Genomic DNA, 13,351 nt, shown 5'->3' with positions numbered 1-13,351 from the left:
GAGAGGGCAGCCGATTCAATGTCAACATAAAATCGAATAGCGGATGTGTACAAGGCCTTTACGTATACATAGAATCAGGCAATGAATACATCAAAGCGGAGGGGATGCCTTGGGGCGTGCAAGCGAAACAGTTCGGAAAAAGCTGGAGCGAGAGATCAGCGCAGGGACGCTGAGACCCGGCGATACGATTGATGAAAAGTCGCTCGCCGCGCGGTTCGACATCTCGCGCACCCCGGCGCGCGAGGCGATCATGCAACTGGCCGCTTCGGGCCTCGTTGAAATCCGGCCGAGACATGGCGCTGTCGTCGTGTCGCTTGGCGCTGAAGAAGCGATTGCGATGATGGAAACGCTCGCCCTGCTGGAGGCGGAAGCGGCGGGGCTTGCGGCCCACAGGATGCCGCAGGACGAAAAAGACCGGATGGCGGAAATTTACGAAAGCAGCCGGACCAGCGCCGCTGACCTCGACAGTGAGGCCTACATCAAGCTGAACGCTATGTTTCACAGAACGATCTATGACGGCGCCCGCAATGAATACCTGCAGTCCCTCATCGTTCAGACGCGCAAGCGGATGGCCTTCTATCACTCGTCCAGCCTCTACCAGAAATCCCGGCTGGAGCGGTCCTGGGCGGAGCACGGCAAGGTCGTGGAGGCGATCACCGCGGGCGATGTGGAGGAAGCCCGCGAAGCGATGCGGGATCACATCCTGTCGGGTGGCCGCGTCTATGCAGACCTCGTTGCCGCGCTGAAACAGCCGGAGAAGGGTGCGGGAACGGCCTGAAAATAAGGGATCCGACCGGCGAACCGTGTCGGCGATACGCTTTGCTCGTGCCTGCATGGGCCAGAGCGGAACAATTTTCCAAGGGAGGAGAACCAAGACATGAAACGCAGAACATTCCTGATGGCGACAGCCGCAACGGCCGCGCTCTTGCCGGTCGGGGCCAAGGCCGCCAGCCAGATGAGCGACGCCATCGCCGCGCTCTACGAGAAGGCCAAGCCCGAAGGCGAGGTCACCTGGTACATCGTGCCGATGGACAGCGAAACCGCCGAACGGTGCGGCCAGCTGTTCACCAGCCTCTATCCGGGGATCAAGGTGAACGTCGTGCGGTCAACGGCGACGGTCGCCTTCCAGCGTCTGAACCAGGATCTGGATACCGGTGTGGCAAATTGCGACGTGCTGACCACGTCGAACATCGCCCATGCCGAGGATCTGAAGGGGCGCGACCTGCTGACCCAATACAGCCCGATCCGCAAGGAAGAGGTCCTGCCGGCGTTTCAGGGCACCGACCCGGACGACATGTACCATGTCACCACTGCCGGCCCCATGGGTATCGTCTACAACACCAACGAAGTCTCCGAAGCCGATGCGCCCAAGAACTGGCCCGATCTGCTGGATCCCAAGTGGAAGGGCAAACTGGCGATCGGTCATCCCGGCTTCTCCGGCTATGTCGGGATCTGGGCGACCAAGATGCGCGAACTCTATGGTTGGGAGTATTTCGAAAAGCTGGTTGAACAGGAGCCCTATGTCGGCCGGTCCTCCATCGACGTGGTGACCACCACGGCGGCGGGCGAAACCCAGGTTGGCGCGGGGCCCACGACCTCTGCCCTGATCTCTGCCGAAAAGGGCAACCCGATGGCGATGCTCGCCCCGACCGATGGCCTTGTCGTGATCACCTCGCCGTCCTGCATCCTGAAGAACGCGCCCCATCCCGAGGCGGCGAAGCTCTTCATGGAGTTCCTGATGGGGCCCGAGATCGCAGAGCTGACGGCCGAGAATTTCTCGACCCCGATCCGGGGTGACGTGAAAGTTCGGGACGGCGTCATCCCCCTGTCCGAGGTCAAGGTGATCACCGCGACCAAGGAACAGATCATCAACGAAGTCAGCGAGACCGCGGAAATGTTCCGCGACACCTTCGGCATCTGATGGCGGACGTTGCGGGCACAACAAAGGGGGCGCGCGCCGCTTGGCGCGTCCCCCGTTTCGACTGGACCATGGCGGTATTCGTTCTGCTGGCTGTCCTGCTTGTGATTCTGATCGTCAGCCCGCTGTCCCGGCTGGTGATCGAAAGCTTTTCGGACCCCGAGACCGGGGGCTTTACCCTTCAGAACTTCGTCGATGTCTTCACCCGCAAACGGTACATGACCGCCTATTGGCAAACGCTGCAACTGGCGGGCGTGACGGTTGTGATGTCGGTCTTCATGGCGCTGCCGATGGCCTTTGCCGTGTCGCGGACCGACACGCCGGGGCGGGGGCTGATGTATTTCGCCGTGCTGGGGGCCTTTATCGTGCCGCCCTTTCTTGGCGCGATCGGCTGGATCCTTCTGGCTGGCCCGAACGCGGGCTGGATCAACCAGATCTGGGAATCCCTGACCGGATCGGAAGAGCCGCTGTTCAACATCTTCTCGATGTGGGGGCTGGCCTTTGTCATCGCGCTGAACGTCTTTCCGCTGATCTTCATCTTTGCGACCTCGGCCTTCGATCTCATCTCGTCCGAGATGGAAGAAGCCGCCGCCATCCATGGCGCGGGGCCGATGCGCGCGACCTGGCTGATCACCCTGCCGCTGGCCTTGCCTGCCATCCTAGGCGCGTCCATGCTGGTCTTTCTGGAAACGATCGCGCTTTACGGCACACCGGCCCTGATCGCGATCCCGGCCCGATTCAATGTGGCCACCACCCAGTTGACGACCTTTTTCGAATATCCAGCCAAGATCGAACTGGCGATGGCCTTTTCCGTGCCCATGGTCCTGATCACCATCGTGCTGCTGGTCGCACAACGCATGATGCTGCGCGGCGGAACCGTTGCGGTCAGTGGCAAGGGCGGCGCGCGGGAACCGATGAAAATCGGGCGCTGGAAATGGCTGTTTCTGGGACACGGTATCGCGGTTGGCCTGCTGGCCGTGGTTCTGCCCGCCTTCATTCTTGTCACGACCTCCTTCTCGGTCGCCTGGGCCCGGCCCTTTGGTTTCGACAATATGACGCTGGCGAACTATCGCGAAATCCTGTTCGAGCAGCAGACCGTCCGCGATGCGCTCTGGAATACCTACACGATCTCGCTGACCGGCGCGACGGTCTGCACCGCACTGGGTTTCGTGATCGCCTACATGGTGATCCGGAAACTGGTCCCGATGTCTGCGGTCATCGCCTTTCTGACCGTGTCGCCGGTGGCGGTTCCGGGGATCGTTCTGGCCATCTGCTTTTACGCGGCATATGCCGGGCCTCCCCTGTCGCTCTACGGGTCTTCGATGCTGATCATCATCGCCTTCGTGACACGGTTCCTGCCGATTGCCTTCGTCTCCTGCGCCTCGGGGGTGCGGTCGATGAACCCGGAACTGGAGGAGGCCGTGCGCATCCACGGTGGCGGTCGGTTCCGCGCCCTGGCCGAAGTGGTCGCGCCGGTGCTGAAAAAGTCGCTTCTGGGGGTCTGGATCCTCGTCTTTGTCATCTGCTCGCGCGAGCTGTCGACGGCGATGTTCCTGTCCTCCTACCAGAACCGCGTGATCTCTATCCTGACGCTCGATCTGAGCGAACAGGGTGAATACGAAATGCTGGCGGCCATGGGTGTCGTCCTGCTGGTCATCACCACGGCGGTGGTGGCTGTCGGGATGCGATTCCTGGGCCGTGACTTCATGCTACGAAGGAATTGACCATGACCACCCTTCAAATCCGCGGGCTGACGAAGGCCTATGGCGCGTTCAAGGCGGTGGACGATCTGTCGCTGACCCTCCAGGACGGAGAATTCCTGTCGCTGCTTGGCCCGTCCGGATGCGGCAAGACGACGACGCTGCGCATGATCGCGGGCTTCATCACGCCGACCGCCGGGGCGATCCTGCTGGATGGGCAGGAGATTTCCTCGCCCTCCGGTGTGGTTCCGCCGGAAAAGCGTCAGATGTCGATGATTTTCCAGTCCTATGCCATCTGGCCCAACATGACCGTGGCGCAGAACGTCGGCTTCGGGCTGCGGATGAAGAAGCTGCCGAAGGCTGAAATCGCCCGGCAGGTGGCCGAGGTGCTGCGCGTTGTTCAGATGGATCATCTGGCGGGACGTTACCCGTCGGAGTTGTCAGGTGGTCAGCAGCAACGGGTGGCCCTGGCGCGTGCGGTGGCGCTTCAGCCGAAGGTCATGTTGCTTGACGAGCCCCTGTCGAACCTTGACGCTAATCTGCGTGAAGACATGCGAAGCGAGATCAAGCGGATGCACCTGGAGTACGGGATCACGACCGTCTACGTCACCCACGACCAGTCCGAGGCGATGGCGATTTCTGACCGGATCGCGGTGATCAACGCGGGCCGGATCGAACAGATCGAAGCGCCACATGCGCTGTATTCGCGCCCGCGCACCCGATTTGCGGCCGAATTCATCGGGCGCACAAACCTGATCGAAGGACGACGGCAGGCCGGGAAGATGATCTTCGACGGCTTCGAAGCGCCGTCTTCGGGCGGAGCTGACGGGCCGGTGCTGGCCTCTGTCCGGCCCCAGAACCTTCGCCTGCTCCCGAGGCAGGGTGGGGCCGCTCCGTCCGAAACCGATATGCTGTTCCTTCCCGGCAAGGTGACCGAACGTATCTTTCTGGGGGAAAGGTGGGATTACGGGCTGACACTGGAGGGCGGCCAGACCCTTCGCGCCGCCGGTCCGCCTGAAGAGGACTACCCCGAAGGCGCCGTGGTCTGGATCGCCCTGCCAACCGCGTCGATCATCCCGGTCGAAGACGAACCCGTGCACCTGGCGGCCGAATGATGAACCTGCCATTCAATGGGTACACCGTTCTTGACCTGACACGCATCCGGTCTGGTCCGACCTGCGTCAAGCAATTCGCCGACTGGGGTGCGGATGTCATCAAGATCGAACCCCCCGAGGATACCGCAGGGTACGGCAATCGCGACAGTTCCGATTTCCAGAACCTGCACCGGAACAAACGCAGCCTGACGCTGGATCTGAAGACGCCGGAAGGACAGGAAATTCTGGGGAAACTGGTCGACCGGGCCGATGTCCTTGTCGAAAATTTCCGCCCCGGCGTGCAACGACGCATCGGAGTGGACTGGGAGAGTTTGCACGCCCGCAACCCCCGGCTTGTTCTCGGCTCAATCTCGGGTTTCGGGCAGACCGGGCCCTATGCCGAAAGACCGGGCTTTGATCAGGTGGCGCAGGGCATGGGCGGGCTGATGTCCATTACCGGCCTGCCCGGGCAGGGCCCGGTGCGCGTCGGGGTTCCGATCGCCGATCTGACGGCGGGGCTCTTCTGCGCCATGGGCATCACCATGGCGCTGCTGGACCGCGAGCGGACGGGCCAGGGCCAGTGGGTTCAGTCCAGCCTGCTACAGGCCCAGATCGCCATGCTGGATTTCCAGGCGACCCGCTGGTTGATCGACGGACACGTGCCCGAACAGGCGGGCAACGATCACCCGACCGCCGTGCCCATGGGGGTCTATCCAACCTCGGACGGGTCGATGAATATCGCCGTGAACGGCGCGCGGATGTGGGTCGATTTCTGCCAGGTCATCGGCCGTCCCGATCTGATCGACGATCCCGACTACTGCGGCCCTCGCGAACGGCTGGCCAACCGCGACAAGCTGAACGCCCTGCTTTATGCGATCACACGGACATGGACGGCGCATGACCTGACTGAAGCCCTGCTGGCCACCGGTATCCCCTGCGGCCCGATCAATACCATCGACAAGGTGTTCGAGGACCCGCAGGTGCAGCATCTGCCTGTTGTCATGACGGTGGACCATCCCAAACGCGGGCGACAGCATCTGTTGGGACAGCCCTTCCAGGTCGAGGGGATGGAACCGGCGATCCACAGCGCCTCGCCGGACGCCGGGCAGCATAGCGATGAAATCCTTGCTGAACTGGGGTATGCCGCAGGTGAAATCGCCACCCTCAGAGAAAAGAAAGTTACATGAACAATCTTGCGCAGATCGTGTCCGAACCCGAAGCTGACGGCTACACGCCCCATATCCGGATCGAAGTCCGGGATGGCGTCGGCTGGATGATCTTTGCCAATCCCCGGCGTCGCAATGCGGTGACCTACACGATGTGGCGGCAGATCCCGGCGGCCCTGGCCGATCTGGCGGCGGATGACAGCGTGCGGGTCGTGGCCCTGCGTGGCGAGGGTGAGGCCTCCTTCATATCGGGCGCGGATATTTCCGAATTCGCAACCCGCCGGTCGACGCCGGAGCAGGTGGCCGAGTATGACCGCGTCGGAACCGAAGCCAACGCGGCCATCGTGGCCTTTGACAAGCCGACCGTCGCAGTGATCCGCACATGGTGCGTGGGCGGGGGCGTGGCAACGGCCCTGGGCTGCGATCTGCGCATCGCGTCCGAGGCATCGCGCTTTGCAGTTCCGGCGGCACGGCTTGGGCTTGGCTACCGGTATTCGGGCATCAAGGCGCTGGTCGATGTGGTCGGCCCGGCCAATGCGCGAGAAATCTTCTTTACCGCGCGCAAGTACAGCACTGACGAGGCGCTGCGCATGGGCCTGATCAACCGGACCTTTGCCGAGGACGGGTTCGACGCCGCCGCGCAGGACTATCTGGCGGGTATCGCGGCCAATGCGCCTTTGACGATGCAGGCGGCCAAAATGGCGATCCGGGCCGTGGGACAGGACCCGGACCAGCGTGACATTGGCACGATCAACGCCGCTGTTCAGGCGTGTTTCGACAGTGAGGACTACCAGGAGGGCCGCGCCGCCTTCGCCGAAAAACGCAGCCCCCGTTTCCGCGGGCGGTGATCAGAAAGACAGACATGCCCAATCCGATCTACGACACGCTCTTTGCACCGAATGCAAAGCGCGACGGAACCTTTTTGACCCTGACGGACGACAGCTCCCTGTCGCATCGGGACTTTGCAACGCTGGCCGGTCACCTGGCGGGGATGCTGGTCGCACATGGGGTCACTGCGGGTGATCGCGTCGCCGCGCAGGTGGAGAAATCGGCAAATGCCCTGGCGCTCTACGCCGCCTGCGTCCGGATCGGGGCGGTCTATCTGCCGCTGAACACGGCCTATACCCCGGATGAGGTCGGGTTCTTCCTGTCCGATTGCGGTGTGAGCCTGTTCCTCACGGACCCGGACAAAGTCGATGCGCTGACACCCGTGGCGCAAACCGCGGGCGCGCGCCTTGCGGTGCTGCCACCGGACGGGGACATCCCGCCCTATGACGCGCCGCCGGTCGCAGATCGGGGGCCGGACGACCTGGCCGCCATGCTCTACACGTCGGGCACGACGGGGCGGCCCAAGGGCGCGATGCTCAGCCATGACAATCTGCTGTCGAACACGCGCGCGCTGGTTGAAATCTGGGGGGTCGGGGCGGACGACATCCTGCTGCACGCCCTGCCGATCTATCACAGTCACGGGCTGTTCGTGGCCTCCAACGTCATGCTCCTGCGTGGCGCGGCGATGATCTTTCTGCCCAGGTTCGACACGGTTGAGATGATGCGCCGGATGCCAGGTGCGACAGTGATGATGGGTGTGCCGACCTTTTACACCCGGCTGCTGGCCGATCCCGAATTCGGACGGGCGCAGGCCGGGCATCTGCGTTTGGTCATCTCCGGCTCCGCCCCGCTCCTGGCACAGACCCATGCGGAATTCGAAGTCCGCACAGGCCAGCGCATCCTGGAGCGATACGGACTGACCGAAACCTCGATGAACACGTCGAACCCGCTGAACGGCGCACGCAAGCCGGGAACCGTCGGGCTGCCTTTGCCCGGTCTGGACCTGCGCCTGGACGAAAGTGTCAGCGACGGCGAAGGGATCGGTGAAATTCAGGTCAAGGGGCCGAATGTCTTCAAAGGGTATTGGGGTCTGGAAGAAAAAACGGCCGAAGCCTTCACCGACGACGGCTACTTTCGGACCGGCGATCTGGGCACCATCGACGCCGAGGGATACGTCACGATCGTCGGACGGCAAAAAGACCTCATCATCACCGGCGGCCTCAACGTCTATCCCAAAGAAATAGAGACGCTTATCGACGCGCAGGCCGGGGTCGAGGAAAGCGCGGTCTTCGGTGTTCCCGACGACGATTTTGGGGAACGCATCATCGCGGCGGTTTCTTTGAAGGCCGGGGTGGAACCGGATCCAGAGGGTATCGCTCGGGTGATCGGAACGAAGCTGGCCCGGTTCAAACACCCCAGGGACTGGGTGTTCATCGACGCTTTACCACGGAACGCCATGGGAAAGGTTCAGAAGGACGAACTGAGACGGCGATATTCGACAAAGGGTGCGTTCGCCGAAAATACATTGGCCTAGCGTCGTTTCAAGCTATCGAATGCCCGGTGCGCCTTGGGAGGTCCCAATTGCCCGTATCTCGTGTGCGGTCTGAGGTGCGAACCCCGGGGTGCACAAAGGTGCTCCCAAATCGCTTATCTGACGCAGTTGGACTGCGCCCTGACAACACCCGCTCCAAAGACCTCGTCCCGACCCGGTGCGCCGACATCCGTGGCGCGACGCGCCAATTCGGTGCGCAGTTGGCTTGCTGTCTTTCTGGCCAGTGTCGCATCCGCCGCGACGACGCGTGTCACGAAAGGTGCGGCGATGGAGGTTCCCGAAGAGACTTTCACGCCATCCGCCTTCGGGATCAGGACGTCAACGCCCGGCGCCGCGATATCGACATGCGGGCCGCGGACCGCGTTCCGGTATACCGCACCGTCGCGATCGACGGCCGTCACGGCAAGGGCAAAGGGAAAGGCCGCCGGGTATTGTGGCGGTTGATCCGCGCCTGCATTTCCCACGGCCGCGACAAGTATGATGCCGTCCTGCGCGGCCTGCCCGAGGGCGCGGTTCATCAGCTTGTTTTTGGGGCCGGCAAGGCTGATGTTCACGAGGTTCACGCCGTTGGACGCCAACCAGTCCATACCGCGCAGAATACTGACGACCCCCGCGGCCTCTCCGTCGGCGAATGCCGGGTCAACGACGTTTGCGCTGAACAGCGTCGTATTCCGCAGACTGTCCGGTCCGACCAGCAATTCGGCCAATAGCGTTGCGTGATCGCTTGCAGGTGGCGCGTCGCTGCCGGTGAACGCACGCTGTGCGATGCGTCCGTCCCTCAGCCCGGGATGATCCGGGGCAACACCGTTGTCGAGCATACCCACGCGCACATGGGCACGACAGCCCCCCTTCGGCCATGCGATCATGGCGGCGGCGTAATCCCTTTCGCCGCGTGCGGAGGCTTGCAACCTGTAAACGTGATGCGCGCCGGCTGTGACGGCGGGAACGGCCTCCTCGATTTCTTCGATGGCCTGCGGAATGGATGTGCCGTCCGGAATGCGAAAGACCACCAGCGTGTCGTCGAGGTCCGGCAACGGATACACCGCCTTCAGACGATAGCCGAGTGTCCGGGCGCGGGAGATCAACACCTGCGGTGCATCCGCCGTCAGAACGATAAGCTCCTGCGGGTCCACGATCGTCGAGGCTGCCGGACCCTGAGCAAGGCGCAGCGATTGGTTCGGCCCCCCGTCGGCAGCGACGCAGGCTGAGAGGGCCATGAACAGAAGTGGAAGCAGTCGCATGGGGTTACTCCTCCGCCAACAGATCGACGAGGGGAGAGGCAGACAACCGATCTCGCGCCGCAGCCAGCGCATCCTCACTCTCAAATGAAATCCGGTAGAGTCCAATCGCACTGGGGCCGTCCACGATACGTCCCCCCGTGTCCCGCAGGAGCGCCTCGATATCTGCCATGGCTGCTTCCGCCGTGAATGCGATGGCGAGTGTGAAACCGGCCACCTCGTCGGAGACGGGCCTGAAAGCGGGCGCATTATTAGTGCCGGGGGCAACGGCAATATACGCCCCTTGCCCGATGACAAGCGCGCCGAGGAACATCGCGGCGATCCTCCAGACGTGCGGACGGGCTCGCGGCTCCGGTGCGTGATCCTCCGATTTCGCGATCTCCGCCTGCAGCCGACGCCAGCCGAATTCGCGTGTATCGGGGCCGTCGGTTGCCGCTGCAAGCGCACCTCTCAGCCCGCCCATCAACGCCAGCTCGGCGCGGAGGGTTTCATCGGTCGCCGCTGCCGCCTCGATCCGGGCCGCGACATCAGCAGGGGCCTCCCCGCGAGAGAAAGCCAGGATGTCATCCTCGTCGAATTTGTCAGGCCGCTCCATCACCATCTCCGTTGACTGGGTGCATGTCTGTTAGACTGGCGAGAGGCTATTCGGTTCAAAATCATTTTGTCGCACTCATCGACAGGCACCGCATGAGCAACTGTTTGGCGTGGTAGATGCGGCTTTTGACGGTGCCTTCGGGCACGGTCTCAACGTCGGCGATCTGGGCGCAGGTCATCTCCTGATAGAAGGCCAGATGGATCACGGCGCGCTGGCGCTCGGGCAGTTTTTCGACGCATGCGCGCAATCGGTCCGCTTCCTGGGCGGCCGCCAGAACGGTTTCGGGGTTGGGATCGTCGTCTGGGATGTCCTCGTCAACGGCCCCGAGGGTGACACGCGCCTGCTTGCGAATGTGGTCCACAGTCCGATTGCGCGCCAATGTCAGGATCCAGGACAGGACGCTGGCCCGCCCTTCAAACCCTTTCGCCCCGCGCCAGACGCTGAGCATCGTGTCATGCACGATGTCCGCAGCTTCGGCATCATCCCTGACCCGCGCGCGCACGAACCGCGTCACCGCATCCGCATGCGTCATGTAGAGTGATTTCATGGCGGTCATGTCGCCGTCAGCCACGCGTTTGAGAAGCTCAAAGTCTTCGGTGCGATCGCGGCGCGCAGACTGTTGAACTTGCGTGGGCATGAAATTTCTTACGCCGCGCAACTGCAGTTGGCAAAGGGAAATTTTGACCCTGGCATCACCTCGCTGCAGGAAACTCACATTTCTTTTGAACCTTTCCGAACCCTCCAGCGACCAACGGTCAACCTCGCAATGGGCGAGGGGCACGCAGATGGTAAGGAACCCACTAATGACGACCGCAAGCACAGCGTTTCAAAGCCCCGAAAGCACTGGCCTCATCAAGGAGTTCGCGTTTGAAGCGGGACCCGACGGCGCACCGATCGATGCCGACGGCACCAATCCTCTTCCGCCGACCGAAGAATTCTCGCCTATCGGGGACCTCCGGGTCGAAGGAACGAAGGGAGACGACGTCCTGGAGGGCGGCCCGGGAGACGATACGTTCATTGCAGGCCCTGGTGATGACACGGTCCTGGGCGGTGAGGGTGCGGACGACATCAATGGCAAAACCGGCTTTGACATCGTCGATTACTCCTTTTCGAACGCCGCGGTTTCGGTGTCGCTTGAAAACGACGGCCAACCGCAATCCGGCGGGCATGCAGAGGGCGAAATCCTGCGCAGTGTTGAAGGGGTCGTCGGCTCGAACTTCGGTGACCGGATTATCGGCGATGGAGCCCGGAACCTGCTCGACGGTGGCAATGGGAATGATTTCCTCGACGGCGGGCGCGGCGCCGATACCCTGCTCGGCGGAAATGGCAACGATACGATTGTTGCGCATAACGACGGCGCCGAGGTCTACGATGGTGGCGAAGGCACCGACACATTGCACGTGAACAGCCGTGTCGAGCTTCGCGATGATGGTATCAATTCGATCGAGAACCTGGTGATCGAGGCCTCCGCGGGAGAGAACGCTCTCGCCCGTCTCAACTCCAGCCAGATGGGCTTTGAGACGATCACCTTCAATTCCGTTAACGACCGGTCCGCCGTGGTGGAAGTTCAGTTCGACACCGACGACGTCGATCTGTCCGACATCACCTTCAATGGCTTCGAGGCGGGGCGCGACCGGGTGGAGATCGTGGCCAACGGCCGGGACAACCGGATCATCGGCAGCGAGGCCGACGATTTCATCAGGGCGGGCGGCGGAAATGACACCGTGTCGACCGGCGATGGCAATGATGACATTCGCGGCGGGGAAGGTGCGGACGATCTGAACGGCGGTGCCGGAGACGACCAAATTCTGGGGGAAGACGGCGACGATTACATCCAAGGCGGCGAAGGTGCGGACACCCTTGATGGTGGAAACGGCCGGGACACCGTGTCCTACACGGAATCCGACGCGGGTGTGGCCGTTTCGCTCCACCAGGGCGCAACCGCGCAACGTGGCGGCACTGCGCAGGGCGACGTGCTGCGCAACATCGAAAACGTCGATGGTTCGCAGTCTGACGACGTGGTCACCGGCAACAATGGCGCAAACGTCATCGGGGGCTTTGCGGGGAATGACATCATCGAAGGGCTGGGTGGTGCAGACACCATCGAGGCCGGCAGCGGTGACGACATGGTGATTGTCGGCGCGGGGGATGGTCGTGTCATCGACGGCGGAGTTGGCTTTGACACGCTGCGTGTCGCCGATCGCGTGGGTCTGCAGCGGAACGACGAGGTAACAGGCTTCGAAGCGCTGGAAATCGTCGGGACGGCGGGGCGCAATGCCCTTCTGCGACTCGATGCGGATCAGTTCACATTTGAAAAGATCACCTATGAAAGCCTGAACGGGCGCGCCGCTATCATCGAGATCTTCGGCGACGATACCAAGGTGCTGGATTTTTCGACCGCAGAGCTGATCGGATTTGACGGTCAGGACGAGTTCCGCTTCTACGGTTCCGGCAGCGACGAGGCCGTCACCGGGACTGCCTTGGATGACCGTCTCGAAGGTCGCAACGGCAACGACGTACTGAACGGTGGCGACGGTGCCGACCTTCTGTTCGGTCAGGATGGCAACGACGTTCTTATCGGCGGGGCTGGATCGGATCGCTTGGATGGGGGCAGTGGTATCGACACGGTAGACTACTCCGCCTCGGCCGAGGGGATCGACATCGTGCTGGACAACGGCAATCGGCGCGGCGACGGCGGTGATGCCGGTGGCGATCAGCTGATCTCGATCGAGAACGTCATCGCCTCCGCCTTTGACGATCTTGTGCGCGGCTCGAACGCCGACAACCGAATCGAAGGCGGCGAGGGGGACGACGTGGTCGAGGGTCTGGGCGGCAACGACGTCTTGATCGGCGAAGACGGCAACGATGTTCTTGACGGTGGTCGCGGGGAAGACCTGCTGATCGGCGGCGCGGGCAACGACGTGCTGACAGGCGGGACGCATGCGGACACGTTCCGTTTCACCGACCGCGATGGTTTTGGCCAGGACGTCATCACTGATTTCGAGGCCATCGACCTGATCCAGCTCCTGCGCGACGGCGATGTGACCGGCTTTGACGATCTGGAGATCTTCCAGACGATCACCGAACTGGGTGGCGGCGAGACGCGCACCGACACCGTGATCGAACTGGATGCCGGAACGATCACATTGCAAGGTGTCGATTTCGCCCTGCAAGCGGGTCACTTCGACTTCTTCGGCTGACACGCTCCTGCGCGGACGACCTGAAGACAAAGCCCCGGCAGTCTTTGCGCCGCCGGGGCG

General features: G+C 62.6%; 11 protein-coding genes. 8 read left to right on the top strand and 3 right to left on the bottom strand.

Annotation, left to right across the window (positions count from 1 at the left end; all coding sequences use genetic code 11):
• The first annotated feature begins 109 nt into the window (after positions 1 to 109).
• From ACFC2Y_RS03475 to ACFC2Y_RS03445, 7 genes are all read left to right on the top strand, one after another.
• Positions 110 to 778, top strand: coding sequence for a GntR family transcriptional regulator (locus ACFC2Y_RS03475; protein WP_375173659.1), 669 nt, complete (start codon positions 110 to 112; stop codon positions 776 to 778).
• A gap of 99 nt (positions 779 to 877) precedes the next feature.
• A complete protein-coding gene (locus tag ACFC2Y_RS03470; RefSeq protein ID WP_375173658.1) occupies positions 878 to 1,921 on the top strand; it encodes an ABC transporter substrate-binding protein in 1,044 nt (347 codons plus the stop codon).
• A 68-nt stretch (positions 1,922 to 1,989) separates the two neighbouring features.
• Entirely contained in the window at positions 1,990 to 3,642 is a 1,653-nt protein-coding gene (locus tag ACFC2Y_RS03465; protein ID WP_375186107.1) for an ABC transporter permease, read from the top strand.
• 2 nt (positions 3,643 to 3,644) lie between these two features.
• On the top strand, positions 3,645 to 4,733 hold the full coding sequence (locus ACFC2Y_RS03460; protein ID WP_375173656.1) for an ABC transporter ATP-binding protein: 1,089 nt from the start codon (positions 3,645 to 3,647) through the stop codon (positions 4,731 to 4,733).
• Entirely contained in the window at positions 4,730 to 5,899 is a 1,170-nt protein-coding gene (locus ACFC2Y_RS03455; RefSeq protein WP_375173655.1) for a CaiB/BaiF CoA transferase family protein, read from the top strand. Before ACFC2Y_RS03460 ends, ACFC2Y_RS03455 begins: the two co-directional genes overlap by 4 nt.
• The gene (locus ACFC2Y_RS03450) at positions 5,896 to 6,726 is read left to right on the top strand and encodes an enoyl-CoA hydratase (RefSeq protein WP_375173654.1); all 831 of its coding nucleotides are present in this window, start codon (positions 5,896 to 5,898) and stop codon (positions 6,724 to 6,726) included. Before ACFC2Y_RS03455 ends, ACFC2Y_RS03450 begins: the two co-directional genes overlap by 4 nt.
• Before the next feature lie 14 nt (positions 6,727 to 6,740).
• A complete protein-coding gene (locus ACFC2Y_RS03445) occupies positions 6,741 to 8,240 on the top strand; it encodes an AMP-binding protein (protein ID WP_375173653.1) in 1,500 nt (499 codons plus the stop codon).
• A gap of 113 nt (positions 8,241 to 8,353) precedes the next feature.
• Here ACFC2Y_RS03445 and ACFC2Y_RS03440 read toward each other — a convergent pair whose 3' ends face one another.
• From ACFC2Y_RS03440 to ACFC2Y_RS03430, 3 genes are all read right to left on the bottom strand, one after another.
• Complete coding sequence (locus tag ACFC2Y_RS03440; protein ID WP_375186401.1) at positions 8,354 to 9,475, bottom strand: S8 family serine peptidase; 1,122 nt, start codon at positions 9,473 to 9,475, stop codon at positions 8,354 to 8,356.
• A 28-nt stretch (positions 9,476 to 9,503) separates the two neighbouring features.
• Positions 9,504 to 10,091 carry a hypothetical protein gene (locus tag ACFC2Y_RS03435; protein WP_375173651.1) on the bottom strand — a complete coding sequence of 196 codons (588 nt, stop codon included), beginning with the start codon at positions 10,089 to 10,091 and terminating at the stop codon, positions 9,504 to 9,506.
• Positions 10,092 to 10,152: 61 nt separating this feature from the next.
• Positions 10,153 to 10,728, bottom strand: coding sequence for an RNA polymerase sigma factor (locus tag ACFC2Y_RS03430; RefSeq protein WP_375173650.1), 576 nt, complete (start codon positions 10,726 to 10,728; stop codon positions 10,153 to 10,155).
• Between ACFC2Y_RS03430 and ACFC2Y_RS03425 the strand changes: the two genes are divergently transcribed.
• Positions 10,727 to 13,291, top strand: coding sequence for a calcium-binding protein (locus tag ACFC2Y_RS03425; protein ID WP_375173649.1), 2,565 nt, complete (start codon positions 10,727 to 10,729; stop codon positions 13,289 to 13,291). The genes ACFC2Y_RS03430 and ACFC2Y_RS03425 overlap by 2 nt on opposite strands.
• Positions 13,292 to 13,351: the final 60 nt, after the last annotated feature.

The organism is Pseudooceanicola sp. (assembly GCF_041987405.1).
GTDB lineage: Bacteria > Pseudomonadota > Alphaproteobacteria > Rhodobacterales > Rhodobacteraceae > Pseudooceanicola.
This window is presented reverse-complemented; position numbering and strand designations above follow the sequence as displayed.

Coding starts and splice junctions, on each gene's coding strand:
- ACFC2Y_RS03440 (WP_375186401.1), bottom strand. CDS start 9,475: ATGGCCCTCTCAGCCTGCGTCGCTGCCGACGGGGGGCCGAACCAATCG.
- ACFC2Y_RS03465 (WP_375186107.1), top strand. CDS start 1,990: ATGGCGGTATTCGTTCTGCTGGCTGTCCTGCTTGTGATTCTGATCGTC.
- ACFC2Y_RS03460 (WP_375173656.1), top strand. CDS start 3,645: ATGACCACCCTTCAAATCCGCGGGCTGACGAAGGCCTATGGCGCGTTC.
- ACFC2Y_RS03455 (WP_375173655.1), top strand. CDS start 4,730: ATGATGAACCTGCCATTCAATGGGTACACCGTTCTTGACCTGACACGC.
- ACFC2Y_RS03435 (WP_375173651.1), bottom strand. CDS start 10,091: ATGGAGCGGCCTGACAAATTCGACGAGGATGACATCCTGGCTTTCTCT.
- ACFC2Y_RS03470 (WP_375173658.1), top strand. CDS start 878: ATGAAACGCAGAACATTCCTGATGGCGACAGCCGCAACGGCCGCGCTC.
- ACFC2Y_RS03450 (WP_375173654.1), top strand. CDS start 5,896: ATGAACAATCTTGCGCAGATCGTGTCCGAACCCGAAGCTGACGGCTAC.
- ACFC2Y_RS03430 (WP_375173650.1), bottom strand. CDS start 10,728: ATGCCCACGCAAGTTCAACAGTCTGCGCGCCGCGATCGCACCGAAGAC.
- ACFC2Y_RS03425 (WP_375173649.1), top strand. CDS start 10,727: ATGAAATTTCTTACGCCGCGCAACTGCAGTTGGCAAAGGGAAATTTTG.
- ACFC2Y_RS03445 (WP_375173653.1), top strand. CDS start 6,741: ATGCCCAATCCGATCTACGACACGCTCTTTGCACCGAATGCAAAGCGC.